At 66.8% G+C, this 24890-nt stretch carries 24 protein-coding genes; 6 read left to right on the plus strand and 18 right to left on the minus strand.

The annotated features are described in order from the left end of the window. Positions 1–62 precede the first annotated feature (62 nt). The 9 genes from M3677_RS11200 to M3677_RS11240 form a co-directional block, all read right to left on the minus strand. A complete protein-coding gene (locus M3677_RS11200; RefSeq protein ID WP_251160570.1) occupies positions 63–446 on the minus strand; it encodes a hypothetical protein in 384 nt (127 codons plus the stop codon). A 650-nt stretch (positions 447–1096) separates the two neighbouring features. Continuing rightward, positions 1097–2104: a glycoside hydrolase family 26 protein gene (locus M3677_RS11205; RefSeq protein WP_251160571.1), complete on the minus strand. Its 1008-nt coding sequence runs from the start codon at positions 2102–2104 to the stop codon at positions 1097–1099. Positions 2105–2226: 122 nt separating this feature from the next. After that, on the minus strand, positions 2227–4983 hold the full coding sequence (locus tag M3677_RS11210; protein WP_251160572.1) for a CIA30 family protein: 2757 nt from the start codon (positions 4981–4983) through the stop codon (positions 2227–2229). Between the two features lie 174 nt (positions 4984–5157). After that, positions 5158–6126: an ROK family protein gene (locus M3677_RS11215; protein ID WP_251160573.1), complete on the minus strand. Its 969-nt coding sequence runs from the start codon at positions 6124–6126 to the stop codon at positions 5158–5160. 2 nt (positions 6127–6128) lie between these two features. Then, positions 6129–8615, minus strand: a complete 2487-nt coding sequence (locus tag M3677_RS11220; protein WP_251160574.1) for a glycoside hydrolase family 2 protein — start codon at positions 8613–8615, stop codon at positions 6129–6131. Then, positions 8612–9466: a carbohydrate ABC transporter permease gene (locus tag M3677_RS11225; RefSeq protein ID WP_251160575.1), complete on the minus strand. Its 855-nt coding sequence runs from the start codon at positions 9464–9466 to the stop codon at positions 8612–8614. Before M3677_RS11225 ends, M3677_RS11220 begins: the two co-directional genes overlap by 4 nt. Continuing rightward, the gene (locus tag M3677_RS11230) at positions 9463–10350 is read right to left on the minus strand and encodes a carbohydrate ABC transporter permease (RefSeq protein WP_251160630.1); all 888 of its coding nucleotides are present in this window, start codon (positions 10348–10350) and stop codon (positions 9463–9465) included. The genes M3677_RS11225 and M3677_RS11230 overlap by 4 nt, the downstream gene beginning before the upstream one ends. A 68-nt stretch (positions 10351–10418) precedes the next feature. After that, positions 10419–11717, minus strand: a complete 1299-nt coding sequence (locus M3677_RS11235) for an ABC transporter substrate-binding protein (protein WP_251160576.1) — start codon at positions 11715–11717, stop codon at positions 10419–10421. 184 nt (positions 11718–11901) lie between these two features. Further along, positions 11902–12774, minus strand: a complete 873-nt coding sequence (locus tag M3677_RS11240) for a LacI family DNA-binding transcriptional regulator (RefSeq protein ID WP_251160577.1) — start codon at positions 12772–12774, stop codon at positions 11902–11904. Between the two features lie 99 nt (positions 12775–12873). Here M3677_RS11240 and M3677_RS11245 point away from each other — a divergent pair, with 99 nt between their 5' ends. Continuing rightward, positions 12874–14097, plus strand: a complete 1224-nt coding sequence (locus tag M3677_RS11245) for an ROK family transcriptional regulator (RefSeq protein ID WP_251160578.1) — start codon at positions 12874–12876, stop codon at positions 14095–14097. A gap of 627 nt (positions 14098–14724) precedes the next feature. Here the strand turns inward: M3677_RS11245 and M3677_RS11250 are convergent. Together M3677_RS11250 and M3677_RS11255 are read right to left on the minus strand one after the other, a co-directional pair. Then, positions 14725–15192, minus strand: a complete 468-nt coding sequence (locus M3677_RS11250; protein ID WP_251160579.1) for an N-acetyltransferase — start codon at positions 15190–15192, stop codon at positions 14725–14727. A gap of 60 nt (positions 15193–15252) precedes the next feature. Then, entirely contained in the window at positions 15253–15597 is a 345-nt protein-coding gene (locus M3677_RS11255) for a hypothetical protein (RefSeq protein WP_251160580.1), read from the minus strand. A 233-nt stretch (positions 15598–15830) separates the two neighbouring features. On the opposite strand from M3677_RS11255, the gene M3677_RS11260 reads away from it, so the two are divergent. After that, positions 15831–16307, plus strand: a complete 477-nt coding sequence (locus M3677_RS11260; RefSeq protein ID WP_251160581.1) for a GNAT family N-acetyltransferase — start codon at positions 15831–15833, stop codon at positions 16305–16307. A 78-nt stretch (positions 16308–16385) separates the two neighbouring features. Here the strand turns inward: M3677_RS11260 and M3677_RS11265 are convergent, their stop codons facing one another. After that, positions 16386–17165 carry an alpha/beta fold hydrolase gene (locus M3677_RS11265; protein WP_271826781.1) on the minus strand — a complete coding sequence of 260 codons (780 nt, stop codon included), beginning with the start codon at positions 17163–17165 and terminating at the stop codon, positions 16386–16388. A 167-nt stretch (positions 17166–17332) separates the two neighbouring features. On the opposite strand from M3677_RS11265, the gene M3677_RS11270 reads away from it, so the two are divergent. From M3677_RS11270 to M3677_RS11280, 3 genes are all read left to right on the plus strand, one after another. Then, positions 17333–17482, plus strand: a complete 150-nt coding sequence (locus M3677_RS11270) for a hypothetical protein (protein ID WP_251160583.1) — start codon at positions 17333–17335, stop codon at positions 17480–17482. Beyond that, positions 17479–17640, plus strand: a complete 162-nt coding sequence (locus M3677_RS11275) for a hypothetical protein (RefSeq protein ID WP_251160584.1) — start codon at positions 17479–17481, stop codon at positions 17638–17640. Before M3677_RS11270 ends, M3677_RS11275 begins: the two co-directional genes overlap by 4 nt. A gap of 530 nt (positions 17641–18170) precedes the next feature. Then, a complete protein-coding gene (locus M3677_RS11280; protein ID WP_251160585.1) occupies positions 18171–19133 on the plus strand; it encodes an AraC family transcriptional regulator in 963 nt (320 codons plus the stop codon). 81 nt (positions 19134–19214) lie between these two features. Here M3677_RS11280 and M3677_RS11285 read toward each other — a convergent pair whose 3' ends face one another. The 5 genes from M3677_RS11285 to M3677_RS11305 all read right to left on the minus strand — a co-directional run bounded on the left by M3677_RS11285 (position 19215) and on the right by M3677_RS11305 (position 23680). Next, positions 19215–19622 carry a hypothetical protein gene (locus tag M3677_RS11285; RefSeq protein ID WP_251160586.1) on the minus strand — a complete coding sequence of 136 codons (408 nt, stop codon included), beginning with the start codon at positions 19620–19622 and terminating at the stop codon, positions 19215–19217. 176 nt (positions 19623–19798) lie between these two features. Further along, complete coding sequence (locus M3677_RS11290) at positions 19799–20137, minus strand: ASCH domain-containing protein (RefSeq protein ID WP_251160587.1); 339 nt, start codon at positions 20135–20137, stop codon at positions 19799–19801. Between the two features lie 97 nt (positions 20138–20234). After that, the gene (locus M3677_RS11295; RefSeq protein ID WP_251160588.1) at positions 20235–21017 is read right to left on the minus strand and encodes a helix-turn-helix transcriptional regulator; all 783 of its coding nucleotides are present in this window, start codon (positions 21015–21017) and stop codon (positions 20235–20237) included. A gap of 257 nt (positions 21018–21274) precedes the next feature. Next, entirely contained in the window at positions 21275–22126 is an 852-nt protein-coding gene (locus tag M3677_RS11300) for an alpha/beta fold hydrolase (RefSeq protein WP_251160589.1), read from the minus strand. Positions 22127–22819: 693 nt separating this feature from the next. Further along, positions 22820–23680, minus strand: coding sequence for a helix-turn-helix domain-containing protein (locus M3677_RS11305; RefSeq protein WP_251160590.1), 861 nt, complete (start codon positions 23678–23680; stop codon positions 22820–22822). An 85-nt stretch (positions 23681–23765) separates the two neighbouring features. Here M3677_RS11305 and M3677_RS11310 point away from each other — a divergent pair, with 85 nt between their 5' ends. Continuing rightward, the gene (locus M3677_RS11310) at positions 23766–24119 is read left to right on the plus strand and encodes a hypothetical protein (protein ID WP_251160591.1); all 354 of its coding nucleotides are present in this window, start codon (positions 23766–23768) and stop codon (positions 24117–24119) included. A gap of 75 nt (positions 24120–24194) precedes the next feature. Here M3677_RS11310 and M3677_RS11315 read toward each other — a convergent pair whose 3' ends face one another. After that, positions 24195–24881: a hypothetical protein gene (locus tag M3677_RS11315; RefSeq protein ID WP_251160592.1), complete on the minus strand. Its 687-nt coding sequence runs from the start codon at positions 24879–24881 to the stop codon at positions 24195–24197. Between the last annotated feature and the right edge of the window lie 9 nt (positions 24882–24890).

Raw genomic sequence — 24890 nt, forward strand, 5'->3', positions numbered from 1 at the left:
GGTGCCGTCTCCCCCGACGTCGGTGCCGTCTCCCCCGACGTCGATGCCGTCACCTGCACCGGCTAGGTGAAGAAGACGACGGTGCCGACGCCGATCCAGGCGAGGCCGATGGCGGCCAGCGCGGCGAGGCTGGCGAGACCGGTCGCGATGACCGCCGACACCTGTTCACGCCAGACGCGGAGCGAGGTCGCCGCGATGCAGAGGGCGAGGACGGCGACGGGCAAGGACCCGATCAACGCGGCAGCCTGGACGGCAGAGGTCCGGCGGTCGTCTGCTGTGGGCGGGAGCATCCCGTCGTCGTGGTCGAACTGGGACGGCGGGGTCTGGTGTGCGGGGTCGAAGACTCCGGTCGCCACGAGCACGATGCCCCACAGGACGATCAGGGCGATCGCGACGAGTGCCCGGACGTTGACCTGCCGTGATCGGTCCCGCTCCCGAAGCCCCACGCGCCGACCCTAGCGCGCCGGGCGCCGGGGTCTTCGTCGAGCGAGGGCCGGTCGGCGGTGCCTCGTCCTCGGGACCGGTCCGTCGGCCGGCTTGCGTAGAGCACCTTGCGTCGGGGTCCTCGAGCAGGAGCGGGCCGCTGGGCTCCCAGCCGACGAGCGCGCGCGTCCGACGGCTCGACGCCGGCTGATCGCCGCCGGGCAGTGCCACGAAGACGCCGAGGGTGTCGGGGGCGACCGGCTGGCAGGGAGGCCGGTCTGCATCTTCCAACGGCACTTCGGCTCGACCGCGACCGGGTCCGGTGTCGCGTTTGCCTCGCATGCGCTGTGCATGATGATCGGATCGCAACTCGGTGCGCGGCTCGCATCGCGGGTGGAACTGCGACGACTGGTCGTCCTGTCCACCTCGGACCTCCTCATCTCAGCGGTCGGGCTCGCGACCGTGGTCGCGACCTCGCGCAGGTCTTCGTGGTCGTCACCCTCTGGTTCGTCGTTCGACCGTTGGATCCTCGCGGCGACGTCTTGGACGCCACACGCTGAAGCCCGCTGTCGCATTCCAGGAGAAGGTCTTGCTACCCGGCGGAGGCTGCTGCGCGGAGAGCCGGCCGCCGACGTCGGCGCTGCTCCCCCGCAGGAGGTTCACGGAGCGCACTTCACGGGATCGTGAGGTCCCCCTGGTGCAGGACGCGAGGGTTGTAGTAGGTGTCCTTGATCGCTTGAGGTGAGTTGCTGCCCTCGAGCTGCTCGGACCACTCCATGAACCAGGCCCATTCGGGTTGTGCGGAGAGATTCGCGGCCGTCGGCAAGGTCCCGACCTCGGCGAGGGCGATCGGCTTGCCGGCGGCGATCGACCGGAGCGACTGGTACTCGCCGGCACTCGGGAACGCTTTGTACCAAGCGTCGAGCGTCACGACGTCGACGTAGCCCGTGCCGGGGTAGTAGTTCGAGAAGCCGCCTGCCGGATTGTCTTGCACGTTCCATGCCCACACGAGGTTCGTCATCCCCTTCGTGCCGACGAGGTAGTCGTGGGTGATCTGGTAGAGCCGAGCTGACCCGTTGCTTCCCGGCCGTCCACCCCACCAGGCCCACTGCTCGTTCATCTCGTGGATCGGACGGAAGATCGCAGGGACTCCGGCGTCCTTGAGCTGCTGCAGGTACGGCACGATCTCATCGAGCCGCTTCTTCCACGCGGTGTTGAGGGCTGTTCCGTTCGTGACGAGTTGTGACCACTGTGCGTCGCTGAGGTCCGACTTGACGTCATCGAACGAGCAGGAGGACCCGACGGTCGGTGGGCAGACATGCCAGGTGAGACTGACGAGGGCTCCGTTCTTCCACTCGGTCTTCGCCTGGTCGATGATGCGTTGCCTGTTCGCGACATCGGCCGAGTTGAACAGGAAGTCACCACCCCAGAGCCCGGGGTAGACGCCGGTGATGTCCTTCACTCGTTGGGTGTACTGGTTCGGTTGACCGGCGGGTTCCTTGTTGTGCTGCCCGCTGACGATCTTCTGCCCCTTGATCGAGCCCAGGTAGTTCAGGACGGTTGCCTTGTTCGCCGCGCTGAATGCTTCCGCATCCGGGGCGGCGGGAGTGGCGACGGCCATCGTGGCACCGAGCGCGACGACCAGACCGGCCGTCAGGAGCGCGCGTGTTGTCGACTTCATTGTCTTCCCCTCGTGTTGTTGCCATGGGTATCGCTCGCTCCTGCGGCGGAGAGCAGGAGCCGAAGCGAGAACTGGGAGTGCGATCGGTCGTCGGCGTACCTGGACTCACGGAGACGCGATGCTCACCGGTGGCCGGTTCGTCCAGTAGCCATCCGCGAGCGACGACGTCGTGCGCTCAGGAGGGTCACTGTCCCGAGCAGCACTGCTCCCGTGGCAGCAAGAATGAGCGCCTCGCCGAGAGGTGCGCCCGTGAACGCCAGCACCCCCCGAGCGTCCTCATCGTTCCCGACGTCGCCACTCGCACTCGACCCCGTCTTCGATGGAGATGCCTCTCCGTCGGAGCCGTTCGGCGTCGTCGGAGTGCCAGCGCCAGACGGGGAGGGCGGTATCGGTGATCCGGGTTCGCCCGGGTCTGTGGCTGCGGGAGCGACGGTGGTCGTCACGTCGTCGATGGTGAGCTCCCCGGCGCCGTCGCCGCCGAGATAGAACGCGAGCTGCGTCACCTTCGACGGGTCGAGGGTGGCGTCTCCCGCCCACGCCGGCGGCTTGAACCGGTCGAACGGCACGCTGACATGCTGCCACCCGTTCCCGTCCACCGGGACCGTCGTCTCGAAGTACGAGCCTCCAGCGACGATCTGCAGAGTGACGTCGTCGCCTGCGGCGGTTTGGAGTGACAGCTCGAGCCCGGCGTACCCCCACCAGTCCTGCGGCGTGGTCAGCGTTCGCACGACGCCGGCGTATCCAGGGCCGGCGAGGTCGTAGAAGAAGCGACCTGCCTGAGATCCGGTGTCGGGGTTCCGTGTGAGCGCCGCGGTGATGGACCCGCCGCCGGTGTTCCGAACGTAGGTGGCATTGAGCTCGGCGTCGTCGGCGTACTCCTCGAAGTCTTCAACGACGAGCGGCTGCGTAGGCAGGGCACGAGTGCTGAACGAGGCGCTGGCGGGTGTCGACGAGGTGCTGCCGACGCCATTGACTGCGGTGACGGACCAGCGGTAGGTCACGCCAGGCTGCAGGTCCACGTCGGGACGGATGGTTGTGGCGGTGAGTCCATCGGTGTCCGCGATGGTCGTCCCGTCCTCGTCGGTGATGCTGAACCGGTAGTAGGCGGCGTCAGCGGCGGGCGTCCAGGAGAAGGTGGGTACTGCGGTGACGTCATGTGTGCCGACAGTCGGAGACTGCAAGGAGAACGCCCCGGGCTCGGTTGTTGGGTCATTCACTGCTGAGCGGAGCGTTGCTCGCGTGAGGTGCGCAGTTCCCGTCACGACGACACGCACGTAATCGCCGGTGAGGCTGTCGGCGGTCACCGTGCCGTCGGCGCCGATGGTCGTGTCGGCGGCGGCCCAGGTGGAACCGTCCGTACTTGTCTCGACTCGAAGGGCTGCTGTGTCGTCCGTCTGGAATGCAGCACGGGTGAGTCCGTTTTGCTTCCAGGTCACGATGCCGGAGCCACCGCCTACAGCGGTGACGAAGCCGCCCTCGGGGTCGGCTTGCACCGCGGTGTCGGTGGGGCTCGATGTGAGACGCCAGTCCTGCAGCGGGTCCACCAGGACGTCGCCGCCGGCGGGCGTGACCACGTCGCTGGTTGCCGGCGCAGCGCCTGATGCGTTGATCGCTCGGACGCGGTACGAGGCGCCGGCAGGAGATGTGAAGTCAGTCACGGTGCCGGCGGATGCTCCGAGGGTGCCGTCATGAACGGCGGTCCAAGCTTTCCCGGGGATCTGTCGCTCTACGACGTAGTCAGTGGCTCCTGCAGTGCCGCGCCAGGTGACGGTTGAGACGCCGTTGGTACGGGTGATGGCTGTGATCAGTGGCGCGTCGAGTGGCGTGGTCGGGATCGTGACGCCGATGCTGCGCGCGTACTGTTCGACCGCGTCTGCACGCGTCTGCTCCAGAGCGGTCCCGCCGGGGATGTGGAGGGTGAATCCGTCGTCGTGGGCGACGAGGCCGCTGCGGTCGTCGTGGCCGAACAGCGACCAAACGAACATGCCCGTGACGTTCGAGTCGGCTGCGGCGGCGTTCAGTAGGTCATCGGTTGCGGCCGTGGAGGCGTATTCGCCGGCGATGTAGACCTTCCCGGCGGCGGTGACGGTCTTGGCGTCTGCGGAGATCTTGGCTGCGGTCGGGGGGTAGTAGTGCACGTCGACTATGTCGAGGTTCGCTGCTGCGAGGGTGTCCGGGTCTATGTCGAATCGACGTCCTGCTGCGACGAGCTGCGAGGGGGCTTCGTGCTTGACGTGGGCGACTTGTTCGTTGATCCAGGGCAGTGTCATCCCCTCGAGCTCGTTGCCGAGTTCCCACGCCATGATGGTCGGGTCCTGCGAGTACGGCACGCCGGTGAGGGTGTTGGTGTGGCCGATGACGTGGTCGACGTAGTCCTGGTATGCGCCGATGGCGCGGGAGTCCGTGTAGAAGTCGTCGGGTTGCAGGCCGAGCGGTGCGGTGAAGTCGCGGTGTCCGCCGTGGTAGTACTCCCATTCGTCGGTGAGGGGCAGGATCAGTCGGATGCCGAGCGTGCCGGCGTATGCGACGGCGAAGTCCATGGTGGCGAATGCCTGGTCGTTGTATTCGCCGAGGGATGGCATCAGCGCGAGCGTGTTCGCGTTGTCCTGGCTGGTTGAGGTTCCCATGTGGGAGCGAACCACGGTGATGCCGGCGCGGTGTGCGGCGTCGAGGGTGTCTTTGATGCGGAAGTACGTCGGGTAGTCGACACCGCCGACGTTCTCGTCGAGGCCGAGCCAGTAGATGTTCGCGCCGCTCGCGCGGAACCGCTGTCCGTCGACCTGGAGATGCGTGGCGTCGCGCGTGACGAAGCCGGTGTTCTGGTTCGTCCACTCGCTTGGTACGGCGCTGGCCGGCATATGAGTGGTGAGCGGGAGCATCGTTCCGAAAAGGACAGCCGTGAGGATCGCTGCACCTAGTCGGACTACACGGACTTGCGGGTGGTGCGCCAGGCGGGACGTTGGGCGTGAGACGGGGTTCGTGGTGCGCTGCATCGGTGCTCAGACTCCTTCGGCTGGGCTACGGTTCGGGCGGCGGCAGTGGCCGTCCGGGGTTCAGCGGGTGCTGACGAGGTGATCGGTTCGCGGTCGGGTGGGGCTGGTCATGTCGGGGCGGTGGATGAGGGCTGCAGCGCCAAGGAGCGGTGCAGTTGATCCCAGGAGCGCGAGGCGGATCTGCACCGCGGTGGCGTAGGTGAAGACCGTCGCGCGCCGGGCTGCGGCACGGACGAGGTCGACGTAGTCGGGTACCACGGAGGCGAAGCCGCCGCCGATCGCGACGACGTCGAGGTCAAGCAGCGTCGTCGTGCTCGCGATCGCCTGGCCGACAGCGTCCGCGGAGCGGCGCACCGCCCGCCAGGCGACCGTGTCGCCGGCCGCGCAGGACGCAGCGAGGTCCTCCCCCGAGGTCCCCGACCATCCCTGCTGCTGCGCCCAGGCGACGGCGCTGGTTCCCGAAGCGACTGCCTCGAGGGTGGTGGAGTCGGCATCGGCTGTATCGCCGCCGAAGCCGGCGACGTGGATCTGGCCGATGTGGCCGGCGTTGCCGCTGCGGCCGGACACGAGTGTCCCGCCGAGGATCAGCCCGCCGCCGACGCCGGTGGAGACGACCATCGACATCGAGTTCTCGACGCCGACTGCGGCGCCGCACCAGTGCTCGGCGAGGGCGATGCACGTGCCGTCCAGTCGCAGCTGAACTGGCAGGCCCCCCAGTTCACGTGCGACCGCCCCGCGGAGGTCGAAGTCCACCAACGCGGGCAGGTTCTTCGGGCTGATCTGCCCGGTGTCGAGTGTGATCGGCCCTGCCGACCCAATGCCCGCACCGGCGAGCGTCGAGTCGGCAGGGACCGCTGCGAGTGTCTGCCGGACCGTCTGGGACACCGTTGCGGCGAGGTCCTCACGCCGTGCAGCGCGACCAGTCGGGGCACGATGACGGCTTCCGGCGATGATGGCGCCGCTCGCGTCGACGAGCGCAGTCTCGATCTTGGTGCCGCCGAGATCGACAGCGAGTGCGAGCGACGTCACGGCTACGACCAGTCGGTGACGAGCTGGTTCGACGTGCGGAGGACACTGCTCGAGGTGAGCTCCTCCGGCGCGAGCGTCTTCGCCGTCGTCACGTGGAACGTGACCGTCTCGCCCGGCAGAAGCGTCACCATCATGTCGTCGACCGTTGCGTCCACATCGACCTTGTCGACCAGAAGCGCGAGATCGCGGACGAGCGACGTTGCGGTCACTGCAACGTCGTACCCGCCGTCGGTCGCGGATACCTCCGTCCGGAAGTCCGCAGCAGGCAACGCCGAATCGCGCTGCTCCACCGGGAACCAGAAGCCTCGCTCGTCGCCGAGCATCGCGACGAGCACCTCGCTCGCCGGGTCAGTGAACGCTGCGAGGTCCGCCGGCACAGCGACCGTCTGGGTGCTGCGGGGAGCGAGCGACACTGTGATCGTCGTGGCTGCGAGCTCGGTGCCGTCGTAGCTGAGACGGCGGAGGACGACGTCGCCGTCCCATGCTGCCGACGAGTCGTTCACGACCGCTGTCACGAGGTCGCCGCCGCGCGGCTGGATGGTGATGAGGCGGTCGGCGTAGACGTGCTTGAGGGCGTAGAGCAGCGGCTTCGCGCGGCCGTACCCGTCGACTGCGGCCCAGGATGTGACGGGCCAGCAGTCGTTGAGCTGCCAGACGATCGAGCCCATGTTCTTCGGGGACCAGGACCGCCAGTGCTCGATCGCGAACGCCACCGCGTTGGCCTGGTTCAGCGACATCGCCCAGTGCCAGTCCTCGGTGTGGTCCGGCAGCGGCAGGTGCGCCACGAGCCCGTCTGTGAGCTTGTCGTTGCCGTCCTGCGCCTTCTGGTGCCAAATCATGCCGGGCGATTCCGGGGTGAGCGGCGAGTCCGAAATCGACTGGTTGATCGTGGACCAGGTCGCTGGGCCCTGCCAGCCGAACTCCGCGACAAAGCGCGGGACGGTGTCGCGGTAGTGCGGGTAGTCGACCCGGTTCCACAACTCCCAGAGGTGCACCGAGCCGTGGTCGATCTCGTTCGCCGGCCGGTCGACGTCGCCGGACCAGGGGCTCGCCGGCGTGTAGGAGCGTTGCGGGTCGAGTTCGGCGACCAAGCGCGGCAGCAGGTCAAGGTAGTACCCCAGGCCCCAGGTGCGGCCCTGGACGCGCTTCTCCCAGCCCCATTCCTCGAAGCCCCAGATGTTCTCGTTGTTGCCGTTCCAGAGCACGAGGCTCGGGTGGGACATGATCCGGGTGACGTTGTCGCGCACCTCGGCCTCGACCTCGCCGCGCAGCGGCTCTTCCTCGGCGTAGGAGGCGCAGGCGAACAGGAAGTCCTGCCAGGTGAGGATGCCGCGCTCGTCGCAGAGGTCGTAGAAGTCGTCCGACTCGTAGTACCCGCCGCCCCAGACGCGCAACAGGTTCATGTTCGCGAACTCCGCCTGGTCCAGGCGTGCTGCGACCCGGTCTCGCGTGACACGGGTCACGAACGCGTCGTCAGGGATCCAGTTCGCGCCCCGCACCCATACGGGCTCGTCGTTGACGACGACGCGGAAGCTCGTGCCGTCGCTGTCGGGCAGGAGCTCCACGACGGCGGTCCGGAAGCCGATCCGCTTCCGCCAGGTGGCGAGGACGCCGCTCTCGTCGGCGATGGTCACGGACAGGCCGTAGAGGACGGCGTCGCCGTAGCCCCGCGGCCACCAGAGCTCGACCTCGTCGACATCAAGGATGAGTGTGCCGGTGGCGCCGTCGATAACGGCGTCGACGGTGTGTTCTGCGCCGTCAGGGGCGGTGAGGGTGGCCGTCGCGGTCACGGGAGCCGCGTTCTCGGCGTGCTGCAGCGCGAGCGCCACCTCGACGTGGCCGGCGGTTCCGTCCGTGGTGACGGTGGGCCGGACGGACTCGATGCGGGCGCCTGACCAGGCGTGCAACGTCACGGGCTTGAAGATGCCGGAGGATGCAGCATCGAGACCCCAGTCCCAACCGAAGTTGCAGGCGGCCTTCCGGATCGCGTTGAACGGGTGGAAGTAGGTGTGGGGCCGGTAGCCGATGTCGAGACTCGCCTGGTCGGCGTACGCGACCGGGGAGGCGAAGTGCACGACGAGTTCGTTGGTGCCGGCGACAAGGACGTCGTCCGCTGCCAGTCGGTAGGTGCGGTGCTGGTTGAAGGTGCGGGCAAGCTCGCGGCCGTTCAGGGTGATCGTGGCGACGGTGTCGAGGCCCTCGAAGACAAGGTCGTGGTGGTCGTGCCCGTCGGGCTCCCACGTGAAGGTGGTGCGGTACTCCCAATCCGTCTCACCGATCCAGGTGACCTTCTGCTCGTTGCGGTCCAGGTACGGGTCGGGGATGAGCCCGGCGGCAAGCAGGTCGGTGTGCACGAGGCCGGGCACGGTTGCGGGGATGGATCGCAGCGCAACGTCGACCGGGGTGTCACCGCTAGTGGCCCGGAGCGTCCATCCGTCGTGGAGGGTGCGCCGGGTCTCGGTGGTGGTGGTGGGGGCGGTGGTGCTCACTTGGTTGCTCCTGCCGTGAGGCCGTTGTAGATGTGTCGCTGGAGGAAGAGGAAGACGATCAGCGTGGGGATGATGACCAGCAGCGTGCCGGCGGCGATGACTTCCCATTGGGCGCCGAACGGCCCCATGAACCGGAAGAGCGACGTCGAGATGACGCCGAGGTCCTGCGACGGCATGTAGAGGAAGGGGATGTAGAACTCGTTGTAGACGGCGATGCCCTTGATGATGATCACGGTCGCGATCGCCGGCCGCAGCAGCGGCAGGATGATCCGCCAGTACACGGTGAACCGGTTGGCACCGTCGAGCATGGCTGCCTCGTCGAGGGAGACCGGGATCGACTGCATGAACTGCAGGAAGATGTAGATCGCGACGATGTCAGTGCCCATGAACAGCACAATCGCGGCGCCTCGGGTGTTGAACAGCTCGAGTGCGTTGATGACCTGGAACGTCGCGACCTGTGTCGTGACGGACGGCACGAGAGTCGCCAGGAGGAACCCGCCGAAGACGAGCTTCCTGCCGCGAAACCGGAACCGGTCGATGGCATACGCCGCCATCGTCCCGATCAGGATCGTGCCGGTGACCGACACCAGCAGGATGATGCCGGTGTTGATGAAGCCCTGCACCATCCCGCCCTGGGTGAACGCGGTGACGAAGTTGCTGAAGTTCAGCCAGTTCGACGGCGGCGTCAGCGGTGTCGTCGATCGGTACTCGCGGTCCGTTTTGAACGCGAGCATCACGATCGTGATGAGCGGGATGAGCGCACACAGGCTCGCGATGATGAGGCTGGCGTACTTCCCGGTAGTCCCTGCTCGGGCGAGAAGACGGCCACGGGTCACGGACGGTGCGCTCACGATGCGACTTCCTTCTTCTCGTCGGGGAACAGCCACCGCTGTATCCCGGTGATCACCAGCACGATGACGAGCAGGACGACGGCCATCGCCGACGCGAGTCCGACCTTGGAGAACTTGAACGCGGTGTTCACGGTCTGAATGACGAACGTCTCGGACCCGTTGGCGCCGCCGGTCATCACGTACGGCATCTCGAAGGCGGACAGTGCACCGGCGATCGCGAGGATGAACGACAGGCCGAGAATGCGTCGGATGCTCGGCACGATGATGTAGCGGAACTTGTCGAACGACGTTGCGCCGTCGAGGTCTGCTGCTTCGTACTGCTCGGCCGGAACCGACTGGATCGCGCCGAGGAACAGCACGAAGTTCAACCCCATGTACCGCCACACGCTGGACGCGGCGAGGGACAGGTTGACCACGCTCGGGTCGCCGAGCCACTGCGGGGTGTCCTGTACGCCGACGACGGCCAGGAGCGCGTCGAGGGTGCCGCCTGGACGAAAGAAGTACAGGAACACCAGGCCGATCGCGACACCGTTGATCAGGTAGGGGAAGAAGATGATGCCCTTGAACAGGTTTGAGAACCGAGTCTTGAAGCTCAGCAGCGTCGCCAGGTAGAGCGCGAGGACGAGCTGCGCGATCGCACCAACCAGGTAGTAGAGGCTGACGAAGAAGACCTGGAAGATCGCCGGCTGAGTGAAGATCTGAACGAAGTTCTTGACACCGACGAAGTCCTTCTCCGGGGAAAGGCCGTCCCAGTCGGTGACGCTGTACCAGAGCATGTTCACCACGGGGACGTAGGTGAGCACAATCAAGAACGCCAGCGGGATCGCGAGGAACAGCCACGGTGTGACGCGCGATCCCCCGAAGGCACGCTTCTTGCCTGGGATGAGGGGTGCGGTGGCGCCGGGGAGGCCGGTGGCCTGCCCCGGCGCTGCCGCACCCGGTTCGAGACGGGTCACTGATCCACCTGGGTCTTCGCCGCAGCCCACTGCTTGTTCAGCGTGGCGAAGTACGACTCCTCGGTCCCGGAGGCGGCGCCGCGGGCGACGTCGATGAGCTTCTGCCGGTACGTGTTGCCAAAGATGTCGACCTCGCTGGTGTTGGCGATATCGGTCAGCAGCGACTCCTTACCCTTCGGGTCCGCGTTCAGCTCGACGTACTGAACGCCGATCTGCTCAAAGTCCTTGAGGGTCGAGGGTGCCGGGTCTGCCTTCACCGGGCTGATCGCGCCCTGGCTCTTCGCGTAGCCGGAGTCGTTGATGAACCAGTTCACCCATGCCTTGGCGGTGGCCTTGTTCTTCGAGTTCTTGTTCACCGCGAGGAGCTTGTCCGTTGTGGTGACCGAGGTGAACTTGCCGTCGGTCTGCCACGGCATCGGCCAGAAGCCGATCTCATCGGCCGACTTCCCGGCCTTCTTCGCGGCGTCCTGCATCTGCGACACGGCCCAGGACCCGAGCGCCATCGTGCCGATCTTTCCCTGCGCAAGGAGATCCTTCGACTCCTCCCAGTTCGTCGTCGTCGGGTCCGACTCGCTCAACCCTTCCGACACGGTCTTGAAGAGCATGTCGTCGATGTTGTACTGATCAGAACCCGCTTTCCACGGGCTCTTATCCGCGGCGAGCTTCATGCGGGCGTCAGCGCCCTGGGTGGTGCCGAGGGCGTTCTCGAGGCCGGCGAGCGGCCACCCGTCCTTGTAGTTGGTGTAGTACGGCACCGCGTCGGTCTTGTCTTTGATCGCCTTCAGGTCGGCGAGGTATTCATCTTGCGTGGTCGGCGGGGTCGTGATCCCGGCGTCCTTCCACACGGTCTTGTTGATGACGAGGCCCATGGCGGAGCCGAAGGTCGAGATGCCGTAGACCTCGCCGTCGTAGGACCCGTCTCCGGCAAACCGGTAGGTCTTCTCCAGGTCGCTGGTCTTGCCGAGCGGCTCGAAGTAGGACGAGTACTTGTCCTTCGTCACCGTCGAGCTCGGGATCAGCAGCGCGTCGCCGTAGTCCTTCGAGCTCAAACGAATCTTCGCGTCGCCCTCGTAGTCGGTGAGGGCTTCGAACTTGACGTTCGTGCCCGGGTACTTCTTCTCGAACTGCGCCGCGTAGTCCTTGAACGTGGTGTCGACCAGATCGGTGCGGTTGGTGAGGACGGTGATGGTCCCTGATGGCTTCCCGTTGTCGTTGGACGACCCAGCCGAACAACCTGAGAGCGCCAGAGCGGCGGCGACGACGCCTCCGGTCGCGGCGAGCACGGACTTCTTCATGGCGAACTCCTTCGTTCATCGGCGCCGTCACGAGCTGGTCGCTGGCTCGAGCGCTTCGGGTTGCACCAGCGTGCAGGGCACAGCTGTCGAAGTCAAGACTTAGATTAGTAATCGATGAAAGTTTTTGAGCAAGGAGAACGAGGGCAGGCAGCGGTGCTGCCTCCGGTCAGAAGCGCTCAGCGACTCATCGCCCGTGCCGCCCGACGCTCTCGCGCTGCACGAAGCGGATCGCCGGCGCCTCGACGACTGGCGGCTGCTGCCCGCGAAGTAGGGACGCCAGCGTCTCGCCCACCAGCCGCCCGATGCGCTGGACGTCGTGGCTCAACGATGCGAGAGGCGGAGCCGAGAGTTGACACAGCGCCGAGTCATCCCATGCGACGATCGATACGTCTTCCGGGACCCGCAGACCAGATCGTCTAGCCGCATCAAGACCCCCAAGCGCCATCAGGTCGTTGTCGAACACGACAGCCGAAGGCGGCGTGTCTCCCCCTGTCAAGCTTTCGAAGGCGCGGGCTCCCGACTCGGACGAGTAGTCCCCTGATGCGAAATGCGCCGTCAGATGCAGCTCCGCGCACGCGCCGGTGAACGCTGCCGCACGGGTGATCGTGTGAGCAAGCTCCGGCGGCCCGCCCACCAGCCCGAGTGCGCTGTGCCCGAGACCGGCGAGGGCGCGCACGGCGGTCCGCATCGCCGCATCGTCGTTGGTCCACACCGTCGGCAGTCCGCCTGACACGAGCGGGGACGACACGGCGACCGCGGGCATCCCGACATCTGCAACCAGTTGCACGCGAGGATCGTCCTCAATGAGATCGACGAGCACCACACCGGCGACGGCTCGCTTGTCCTGCCATCCGCGCAGCCACTCAAGCTCGTCAGCACGGGAACCGAGGACTCGCAGGAGCACCGAGTGTCCTAACGGTCGAACAACCTGGTCGACGCCTGCCGTGAACTCGTGGAACCAGGGCTCCGCGCCGTAAATCTCACTCGCACGCACGAGCGTGAGCCCGATCGGCTGACCGAGGTCGCCATTGGACAGATGGCCTTCATCGGTTCGCATCTGGTGGTCCTCCAATCAGCACGGGTCCGCGGCACAGCTAGTGTGACATCGCCGGACCCGTCGGCACCGCAGGTAGTCGAGCTGCAGAGAGGACGACCGATGGCACGATCCGAGACAATCGCATCGGGACCCGGCAGCCGCGCGCTCATCGTCGACATCATCCGGTCAGCCGGCCCCGTCAGCCGAGTCGAACTCGTCCAAGCAACAGGTCTCACACAACCGACCATCTCGAACATCGTCCGCCAGCTCCTCGCCTCCGGGGTGATCCGCGAAAGCGGACGGACACCTTCCACGGGCGGGAAACCTCGCACACTCCTCGAGATCAACCCCACAGCGCTCTACGCGGTCGGCGTGCAACTCGGTTTCGAAGCGATGACCTTCGTCGCCGCAGGCGTCGGTGGCGGCACGGTCGCGCGACAACTCGTCGACGGTGCGGCACTGGACGATCCACAGCAAGTCGTGGAGCGTCTCGCCATGCAATTCCGAGTCTTCGTGGACACGGCCGGGATTCCCATCGACAGCATCGCAGGTGTGGCCGTGGTCGTGCCGGGACCGCTGTCGCCACCACTCGGCACGATGTTCCGGTCCCCGACTCTCCGCCAATGGGAGGGCTTCCCGCTCGCCGCCACGCTCGGCGAGCTCCTGCCGGTGCCCGTCGTCCTCGACAACGACGCCGCCGCCGCCGCCATCGGAGAGTTCTGGACGCGGCGCGTTCCGCGAACCGATACGTTCGCCACTATCTACATGGGCACTGGGATTGGCGCGGGTGTCGTCATCGATGGCGCCCTGTACCGCGGAGCGAGCTCGAACGCGGCCGAACTCGGACACCTGTCCATTGATGCTGAAGGCGTCGCCTGCAGTTGCGGCAACACGGGCTGTGTCGAGCGCTACGCGGCTCCTGCTGCCGTCCTCGCCGAGGCGGCTGCCACCAGGTTCGATTTCCTCGGACTGGATCTGGAGTTCACCGCAGAGAGTACGGGCCAGGACTTCGACAGGCTTGCGCGTGCTGCAGTCGGCGGCCACGAGGCCGCCGGCGCACTCCTCGGGCGCTCCGCCGATCGCCTCGCCGCCGCGGTCGTATCGTTCAGCAATGCGTTCGACCTGGACAGCATTGTGCTAGCGGGGCCCAGCTTCGCGATCGCCGGGTCGCTCTACGCCAAAGCCGTTCGAACACGCATGGAGCGCGCCTCGTTCGCTCGCCGAGCGCACGGCGTCCGCATCGAGATTGCCGCGAACCCGCGCGACTCCGCAGCGATTGGAGCAGCCGCGCTCGTACTTCAGAGTTCGGTGGCTCCCGGTCACGGACCGGTGCTCTCTGCCTAGGCAACCGCGCAGCGGGAGCACCTTCCACCCCACAACAGGACCGACGAAAGGGTTCGCACGGACCGCTTCCTCACCGCCAACACACTCCTCCGCGCCGACTACCGCAACGCCGACGACGCAGCATCGCTGCAAGAAGTACGGGACCGGCTGCAGTTCCTCGCCGACACCGGCTACGACCTCCGCCACGACCTGCCCGACTGACAGCGAGCAAGCCATCAGGTCGAAGTCGCGCCAACCTGCCGCCGATGCTTCACCGAACTGCGCCAAACCCAAGCAGCGAGCTTGGTCTCGCCTCGACCCGCTTCCACCCAAACTGCGTCTCGGGTAAGGCGGTACGCCCGGGCGTCACTCCGACGGATCAGACGGTCGGGCAGCTGAAACCACGCATGCACCGGCAACGGCTCCGACAGCTCACGCACCTCCGTTCCACGAGCATCCTCCTCAAGCGAGAACGGCGAGCCGGGTACCCAACGGTCCGAACGACGACGACCCATGACCGCGACAGTAGAAGGCCGCACCGACGTTCGCACATGGGGCCCTCAGCGAGAACATCACCGGACCAGCCATCTGAGACAAAAGTAGTTGCGGTGAGAGCAGGCCGCTCGGACGTGCCTGTTGAAGGACCGGCTATCGGACATGGGTCGCCAGGTTCAGAGTCATCGCGAGAGACCCGACAGCATCCTGCCGATTGGCCTCGACGAAGCCCGCGCGTTCGTACGTCCGTACGGCCGGACGGTTGCCGGTCACGACGTTGAGGCCGATCGAGGTCGCTCCGAGTGCACGTGCTCGGGCGACGGCAAGCCGCACCAGGTCATGGGCCAAGCCGCGGCCTCGCACGGTGGGATCGAGGAGAACCCGTCCGAGGTGAGCATGGTCGTCGTGCAAGGTGAGTTCGAACTGGCCGATCGGTTCCGGACCCGCGTCAACGGCCACCCAAGCCGTTCGCTCAGGACTCTGTTCGTCCATCGTGAGCTGGTCGAGAGTCAGTGGCCATTGCAGGCGGGGGCCGGCGAAGAGGTACAGCGCCTCGGCGTCCGGCACCCACGACACGATCAGATTGCAGTCATCACTGGATCGCGGTCGAATCGAGAGCACGTCGCACATCATCTGCGCGATTGGTCACAACGGCTAGAGCCCGGTCCGCTGACCGATCGACTACCGGACAGCCGACTCCGCCTTCACCCAAGCGTCACGGATACGCTGGATCTGGTCGTCAACGGTCATTCCCGTGACGTCGAGGACGAGGTCTACCGGCGGCGGAGTGGCACTGATTCGGTGCAACAGCTCGAACTCCTCATCCGTGATGGAGACCGGACGGGTTGTTGCTCGCTTGCGGGCCTCGTCGAGGGTGACAGCCGAGTGCACGATGAAGCACGCGACGACGAGCTGACGAACGTCGTCACCATCGATGTAGGCTGCGCGCTCCTGATCGGCTGCGAGAGCCCGAGCGCAGGTCGTCTCACCGACTGCCGGGCCGCCCGAGAGAAGCAGTGGTCGCATCGTCGAGTCCTCCCGCTGGCGGATTCCCTCAGACCAACCACACGTTCCGGTAGGCGACCGGTGCGAGTGAAGACGCATCTCTTCCCCCGCTGAGATCCCCTGGTTACCGTGGTCACATGGACTGCTTCGCGAGCTGGCGCACGCGCATCTGAAGGGACGGCTCAGGCCGTCGCTCTCCTCCACCCCAACCCCGGGCGTGGAGCCTTCGGACTGCTCACGAAAGAAGCACTACCATGCACATCCGCGACTGCACGCCGCTTGACCTGCCCGCGCTCACCGCACTCACGATCGAGACCTTCCGGCCGCTCCTCGCCGGCTCCCTCGCGCAGCTACGGGCCGAGGTCACCGCGCACGACCATGGGCACTGGGAGGACGACTACCGCCAGGAAGTCCCTTCCCTGCTGGCTCCCGACGAGGGTCGCTTCATCACACTGGCGGAAGAACACGGCGAACCGCTCGGCTACGTCGGCTGGAACACCACCGGTGCGACCTCCGGACGACTCGAGATGGTTGCCGTTCACCCTGATGCTCGACGGCGCGGAGTCGCGCGAGCGCTCTGCTCGGTGGCGCTGACCAGGCTCGGAGAGCTTGGGGTCACCGTGGTGCACATCGGAACGGGCGGCGACGAGTTCCACGCCCCGGCACGAGCCCTCTACGAGTCCCTCGGCTTCATCCCGTACCTGACCGTCGATTACGCCCGGACTCTCTGACCGGAGCCGGGAGGGCTACCGAGCGCAGCCCTCCCGGCCCGATGAACTGCGCCCGACGGCGTCTCGACGGCCGATCGGCTAGCGGTCGATCTGCGCGAGCCAGTCGCGGATCAGGGCGGCGGTGATCCCGGGGAGCTCGAGGTGCACGTTGTGTCCAGCACCGTCGAGGACGACGAAGCTCCCGCGCGGGTAGTGGTCCCGGAGTGCGAGTCCGTCCTCGTACCCGACGACGTCGTCCTGCCGACCGAACACATGCAGAGCCGGAGCGGTGAACGGTTCCGGGTGCCGCTCCTCTGGCACCGCGTCCAGCGCGTAGTCGGCTGAGATGCGGTCCATCACAGCAGGGTCGGCGCCACGGAGACCCGGAAGCACGTACCGCTCGAACGCCGCGAATGCGGCCTCGTCCTGGATGACGCTGACCTCCTCGAACGCCTCTCGCGCGTCGCCGGCGGAGTCGAGGACGGACGGTTCGATGTGCAGCACGGTGCGCTCGGGGACGGCCCTGTCTGCGTGTGCCGCATGCACCACACCCGCCAGGGTCGCGACGCCGAGGACGTGGTCTCGGCGTTCGTGAGCAACATGTCGGGCGATCATGCCGCCGAAGGAGTTCCCGATGACGGCGAACGGCTCGTCCCCGAGGTGGTCGTCGATCTCAGCGAGTACCCCGGCGGCCACGTCGACCGCGCTCTCCGCGGTCGCGGTCACCGCAGCGGCCTCGGCCCACGGCAGGTCGAGGAACACCATCCGCCAAGGCAGGTCCTGCACCGCATCCGCCAGCGGCAGCATGATCCGGTGGTCCACCCCGAAGCCGTGGAGAGCGACGAGCGGACGACCAGAACCAAGAACTTGCGCGATCACCCAGCAAGCCTACGAGCAGCCCGTACCGGTAGCCGATCGGCTATCCGACACGCAGCGAGTCCGAACCACCGATGTCCGCTTGTCGCGCGCTTACGTATTTAGTTAGGCAAACCGAAAATGGGGCTGCAGCAGCTCGCCCGGAGCAGCGTCCAGAGATCGGCCCGACCATGCAGACCACAGGAGCGCTCACCTCGCCCTTCAGCGAGGTTCGGGAGCGTGCCTCGCAACGCGTCCTCGTTGCGACCGCTCTCATCACCGGCATCGCTGGCGTCACGTCATTCGCCGTTGCGCTCCTCGTCATCGCGGTGCCCGCATGACCGCCCGTCAGAGCCTTTCGGAGCTGCGCAGCCAGCCCGCCGAATGGCACCGCCAAGGGATGTGGCACCCGACCGAGATAGAGATGATGGTGCACCACCGCCTGCTCGAAAACGTGCCGGCGGAGCCGTCGTACGGCGACTTCTTCCGCACCACCTGACCTTCCACAGACCCGGGCCCGGATGCGGAGCATCCCGACCCGTTCCGCCGACACAGGCTGTCGACGCACAACGCGGCCCCCACCGGGCAACCGGTGGGGGCAGTCCGCTTCCCCGGCGTGGGCACTCGGAGCGAGCGGGCTCGTCCCGCATCGATGCCTCTTCCGTCGTGCGACGCCGGTGCGGGGTCGCCGGACCGGAGCGTCACCGGTGGTGTCAGCCGCGTTCAGCGGCCGCGGGATGCGGATGACGGTTGGTTTCGGTCAGATCCCGACGTACTTTGGACAAGCCGGACCAGATTGGGGTCTCGCCGTCACGACGGTCTCCGCGGCCTGCGGAGCGCTGGCGCAGCGAGACGGTCCGGTAGCGACGAGGCGTCCACAGCTTCATGGAAGGCCGGTCTGCTCATGACCGCCACAGGTCTCTTCTTCCCCACCGCACTCCTGCACGAGGGAACCCCCCGCAGCCCGCGACCCTTCACGTTCGGCGGCTGCCGCACATACCACTGCGCAACCGTCGAGGCGGTGCAGTCATGACGCTCACCCAACCCGGGACGGCGGTCCGCCCCATCGTCGCGGTCGCCGGTTCCGACACGAGCGGCGCGATCCAAGACCTCGCGGGCATGTACGCCGGCCGCGCCTGGTACTCGTCCCCGGTCGACACCACCTACTGGTACAAGTACGTCGCAGTGGGCGACGACCAGGTGAGCATCCGCCGGTCGCAGATGCACGGCCACCTCCGCGGCGACGTCGCGGTCGAGGGTCAGGTCGTGGTCCAGTGGATCGACTCCGGGAGCGCCCGCGTCGACGTCGGCCGTGACGAGGTCCGCATGCAGCCCGGGGTTCCCGTCCTGTTCCCCATCGAGCAGCGGTTCGAAATGGAGTACGAGGACTGGGATCAGCGACTCGTGCACCTGGACCGGTCGCTCGTGCTGGACGTCGCCGCCGAGCAGTACCTCGTCGACGGCACCCTCGCGTTCGACCGGACGACACCCCCGACGGCTGCTGCCGTCCTGGGGTGGCGGGGGTCGGTGGCGGCTGCTGTGAACGCGCTCCGGGCCGATGGCGTCGAGTCGCTGGCCTGGCACGAAGCGCAGCGGGACGTGGTCCGCTCGCTCTTCGGGATGTACCGCTTCCGCGGTGAGCACGCGCCCGCCGGGTACGGGGAGCGCCGGAGCTCCCGGCTGCGCGCCGCGGTCGACTTCATCCACGCACACGCCGCGGAGCCGGTGACCGTCGCCGACATCGCTCGAGCCGCTGGCCTCAGTGTTCGTGGACTCCAGGAGACCTTCCAACGAAGCCTCGACCGCACGCCGATGGCGTACCTCCGAGAAGTCCGGCTACGCCGGGTGCAGGAAGACCTCCTGCACGCCGAGTACGCCACCAACGCGGTCGCCGCCATCGCGAGCCGATGGGGGTTCACCCACATGGGCCGCTTCTCCGGCGAGTACCTGCAGCGGTTCGGCGAGTACCCCCGCAATACGCTCCGGCGCTGACACTCGCACGACCTGGCCGTCTGCCGGTGACGCATCGGTCATCGGAACCGGGCGCGGAATGTGACGAAGACGCAGATGGGGTCAGCCTTCCACCCACACGTCCGCACGCCCGCCGGACCGGCACTGCAGATCTGCTCCGAAGCGGACGTCGGTCCATTGCAGGTCAATGGGTTCTTCGTGCAGGCGGGTCCCGACTGCATCGAAGAGCGCGATCCGTCCAGGGCCATCGGGCGTGCTGTCGAGTTTCACCTCCCAAGCTCCGCCGTTCCGCGTCCTCGTCGAGTCACCGACCTTCGGAGTGCATGCAGAGCCCGCACACAGTGCGACCGCGTCCACCTCGCCCAATGACTCCGGGACATGGATCGAGACGGGATTTGGCTGGTCGTAGTCAGGGCAGACCGAATCCGGAGTGATCGAGCAGCCTGCGAGGGCTGACGCCACGATGCCGAGAGCGAGCGTGATCACGAACTTCCCGCCTCTGGTGAGCATGCGTCGACCCTAGCGAGTTAGGGGCTCAGCGAGACAACGCGCTCTGGGGGCCCTGCGAAGCACTCTGTCCCGGGGAGCTCGAGAGTGCCGCGGACTTGGAGCTGTATCCGAGAGTTTCGGCGGCGCCAGTTCCAGGTGACGGCGGGCAGCGCAAGCTCGTCTCGGTAGCCGATCGGCTATCGGGACGTCTCGATCGCGAGCTGGGCGACCTCGACGACAGCGTCGGAAGGCATGTCCGGGTAGTAGTTCTCGCGCAGCTGCTGCGCGAAGAGCTGCATGTCAGTCTCCGGCGGCTGGTGGGCTTGTTCGGCGGTGAGGCTGTCAAGCCGGTATTGGTGCACGGCGATCACGGTGCCGGGGACCGGTCCTGCCGTCGGGTGTTCATCGAAGACGAACACGGCTGCTCCCACCGGGACGTCCTCGTTCCACCGCACGGTGGTGACCTTCTCGCCCGACATCACTGCTTCGTGGTGCTTGCGATGGAAGTGGATCGTGTTGGGTGCTGCACTGACCATGTGCCCACTCTGCCGTAGCGGCAGAGGGCGGCGACCGACGTCCCGGTTCCCGCGGCGGTCGGACTACCAAGGCCAGGACCGTCCGTTGAACGACCGGCTATCGGACGACCTCCTGGTCCACCCCGATGGACAGCTTTTCGGCAACGTACGGCAGCCATGCGGAGCGAAGGACCGCGAAGACTCCACCGGCAACAACGACGAGAAGAAACGTCGTCGCGGCAGCGATCCACAGCCCGGAGAGCGTCGAAGGGCCGAGCAGGGCAACGACGATGAGTGGCAGTGGTGACAGGATCCAGGCTGTCACCGCGAACGTGACTGACACCGCTCGACGCTGCCCTTGTGCACCCACAACGCGCTTCACCCAGTGCGCTGCATCGTCCCCGGCAGCCAGCCGCTTCTCACGGATGAACCGGAACGGCGTCAACGCTGCGGATGCCCGGAGCAACTGAACGGCTCCGACCGCGGTGACGAGCAGGAGCAGTCCGAGGCCAAGGGCGATGGCGATCTCCACGCTCGTCGGGATGACTCCCTGGTCCGCTCCGGCGATGAGCAGCACGACTGGGACGGGGGACGCGACGAACAAGGCCACCCCGAGAGCTGTTGCGTGCCATGCCTCCCGCGCTGCCTCTGAGAATCTGCGGGCCTCATCCTGATCCAGCGCGGAAGCGGCGTTGCCGAAGTCGGTGTCCGGTATCTGAACGAACAGATCCCGCACCGGCACTCCGAGCGCCCGGCCCAGACGAGAGAGCGTGTCGAGACTGACGTCGTTGCCCGCTTCGAGCCGCTGGAGCGTGCGGACGGTGACGCCGCTGGCTTCCGCGAGTCGCTCCTGGGTCCATCCTCGTTGCGTACGGAGCTCGAGGATTCGTGTCTGGCTCATGTTTGCCACAGTAGGAGAAGCGCCGCCCGCTGCCCACGACAGCAACCCGACACCGAGGCGACAGCCACCCGACAAGCGGTCAACCCGCACTCCTGCGGCGAGAAGGGTCAGTGGTCAGATGATCGCCACATCGAGGACGCGGAAAAGCGTCCTCGTCAGGCCCCCAGACCCACAGGCCATCGACGGTCTGCATCAGCGCACGCTATCGCGCTATCGTCCGTCAGCCGATTGGCTATCGAGACGCTGCTACGTCTGGTTCAGGGCGTGAAGAAGGCGTGGAGCGCGGCACTGATCTGCGCGGGCCCGCCACTGTTCCATGGGCCGTCGTGGCCGAGCCCGTCGAACTCAACGTGTCGCGCGTCGGGGATGATCCCGTCAAGGTCGCGGATTGCGGTGCGGAGGAACGCCGGGCTCGCGGTTCCGCTGAGCAGCAGCACCGGACGGTCGATGCTCGCGTACTCCTGGATGCGACCGTCGCGTTCGGCAACGGCGCGGAAGTCGTAACGCACGCCCGGGAGGAGGTCGCGGAGCGATGACGCCGGCCCCCGCCGCCGGGACTGGACCGCGAGGACGACACGGCCCAGGGCTCGGGCGACGAGCCGCGGGGCTCGCGCCATGAGCGCAGGTGCGGTCCCTGCAACGACGAGCGCGTCGATGAGTACAGCCCCCGACTGTCCGCGCTCGATCTCGGCGTTGAGCCGGCCGATGCCGTCGCGGTCGATGCCGTCCCGGTAGAACGGGGACTCGTAGACGGCGAGCTGTTCCACGTTGGGCAGGGTGCGCGTGGCTTCCAGGGCGATCACCGCGCCGGAGCTGAGTCCGAACAGCTTCGTTGCGCCGGTTGCAGCCATGATCGCGTCGAGGTCCTCGACGTCGCGGGCGATGGTGTGGTCGGCGGTGTACGGGCGCGGGCTGATACCGCGGCCGCGTCGTTCCGCGGTGATGACCGTGAATGAGGCGGACAGGGCGAGGGCGAGTTCTCGGTACGCGTGGACGTCAGCCATGGCACCCTGCACGAGGACGATGCCCGGTCCGGCGCCCTGGCGGAGGTAGCCGATCGAGGTGCCGTCCCGAGACGCGACGTGCTCGGTGACGATGCCGTGATCCATGGCGTCAGCATGGCACTGACCACGAACCAGGCAGCACCAGTTCTACCGCTGCGTCCGCCCGAGTAAAACAGTGACCGTTCATACATCACTGACACCTCATCGGAAGGACGCGCCCCGTGCCGCATTCGCCGACTCTCCACCGCGTCGACCCCGCTGACGTGCATCTGCCGCCGACACGGCCGATCGACATGTCGCACCTGGTCGGTGGTGTCCTCGGATCGGACAAGCGCGCCCCGTCGCGGCCGGGATCGCTGCGATGAACGGGGGCCAACAGCGGTCGTGGGCGGAGGCGCGTCAGGATCGGGTCGAGTGGCGTCGACGAGGACTGACGCCGCCTGATGAACTTGAAGCCATCGTGCTCGCGCGCGTGCACGACATTCCGGCAGAGCCGAGGTATCAGGACTTCCTTAGCTCTAGGTTGAGAGCGGACGGTCTACATTCGGGTTGCAGCCCGTCCGTTCGCTGCTGAGTCGGAACGCAGCAGGCAGGTTCTACTGTCCGGACCGTGGCAGCGGGACGCAACGGCGCGCCCCGCTGTCACAGCCACCGCGGGCGCACGCGCTGATGCAGCACGGGGTCGGTCTGCGCTCGGGATCAACGACGCCTAGTCGTGGGAGCGCGCAGCGTTTCGGACGGAAGTTCACCGAACGCGTCCGCGTAGTACTTCGAGAACCGACCGAGATGTTGGAAGCTTCAGGCCTGCGCGATGGCAGCGACGGTGGAGTCGGACCGGGTGCTGCGGACGAGGTCTGCTCGACTGCGGTGCAACCGCACCTGTCGCAGAAACTCCATCGGCGTCGCGTTGGTGTGGCGTTGGAACGCGGCTTGCAGGCTGCGGGCAGCGATACCGGTTGCGCGGCTGACGTCGATCGAGGTGATCGGCTCTCGCGCGTGGGCGATCATCCACTCCTGCGCGAACCGGAGCGAGCGTGGGCCAGCGGCAACCGTCACCTCGGACGCCGGCACGATACGGAACGCCTCGATGGTGGCGTCGGCGACCAGCATGTTCAATCGTCGGCGCTCGTCGGCGCTCACCCCAATCTGTAGTAGCTCCGGTGCAGCCGAGGCGATGACTGCCCGGAGTTGCGCGACCGCCTCATTGGTCGTCGTGCTGCGGAACTGTAGCGCCGCGGGGATGGAGCCGTGTGTTGCCGCGGCGACTGACTCGAGAAACGTGGTGTCGAAGCGGATGAAGTGCTGTGTCGATGGCAGTGCCGCAACGGAGAAGTCCCGTGCTGGGTACAGCACGGGCATGTGCGGCGCCATCTCGATAGCGTCCCGGGAGTCCGGGTCGAGGGTGATCCCTGGAGACGTTGCCCATGCCAGAACGTAGTGCTGGCCCTGCCCGATTGTTCCCCACCGTGTCGCGGCTACTGCTGAGGTGCCAACGAGCAGGTCGTTATCCCCGACAAGCCGGTACCGCCAGGAGAACCCGTCCCGGGTGGCACGGCCGACGTGCAGATCCTGGCTGGAGTGGACCTGCTCGTAGAAGGCGATCGCTTCATCAACATTGGTGCCATGATGATCGCGCCGTACTGGGATGGGCTCGTCCATAGACATACGAGTCTGATGGTCACATGCGCCACCGACATCAAGCGCAGTGGGAGCGGACTCAGCCTGCCAAGCATTGGCTGGTCAGATGAAGAGCGTTGTGTACGGCGAGACCAAGATCACGACCGGCGACGCGATCGCCGAAGCGGTGCTGGCTTACGCGGCAGCACTCGGCGAGAACGGAACAACGGACATCGTCGAAGTCCCCACCTTCGACGAGGCAGGCTACGCAACGACGACGGAGCTGCTGCTTGGGCCGGCATCGCAAGTGTTGATCGAGGTCGCTCCTGACGACGAGCTCGAGCCGGAAGACGACGACCTCGTCAACGAGCTCACCCGGCGCACCGGCGCCGTCGGTCGTGGCCGCTTCCTCGATGCAGCATCCGCGCACTCGCAGGAACCCGCGGCCAAGCGGCTCCGGACGGATCCGCCTACCACTTAAGCCGCAGTCCCATGAAACGGCGGAAGGCGCCGTCCCCGTGGTCGGGGGCGGCGCCTTCCGTGTCGTGTGCCGGTGTTACTTGATCTGTGCGGTGATCGTGGCGGTGCCGACGAGCATGCCGCGCTTGACGGCGTCGGTGCTGAAGGTCTTGTTCAGCAGGCCAGCAGCGTCCTCGGAGATGTGGACGGTGGTGCCGGTCAGGACCGCGTTGTCACCCTCGAGCTGCAGCGGCTTGAGCGAACCACCCCAGAGCTCGAACAGGTAGGCGTTCGACGCGGCGACCTCGCCGTTGACGAGGACGTCACCGTAGAGCTTGGACGAGCCCGGGTTCACGACGAAGTTCTCGAGCGTGACCGTGGTGTCGCCGGCCTTGAGGGTCAGGCCCGAACCGTTGTGGTCCAGCAGGCCCTGCACGTAGGGGCGGTAGTTGCCGTCCGGGCTCCAGTAGGTGACCGAGCCGGCGGTGATCGGGAACGACACGGAGCCGTCCTCGAGCTTCGCGTCGCCAGAGACGCCCGGGGTCAGGCCCAGCGAGGTCAGCGCGTCGGTGAAGCTGCTGTCGAGCGCGACGGAGGTGTCGCCGCCGAGGACGTCCGGCACGGATGCGACCGGGGCCGGGATCTTCGAGGCCTCGGACGAGGACGAGACCGTCTGGACGTTCGGGGTCGCGGCGTTTGCCGAGCTGATGCCGAACGCGGCACCACCGAGGACGAGGGCGCCGGTGGTGGCGAGGGTGATCGAGGTCTTCATTGACTTGCGCATGGGGGTACC

It is taken from the genome of Curtobacterium sp. P97, from assembly GCF_023712445.1.
Classification (GTDB): Bacteria; Actinomycetota; Actinomycetes; order Actinomycetales; family Microbacteriaceae; genus Curtobacterium.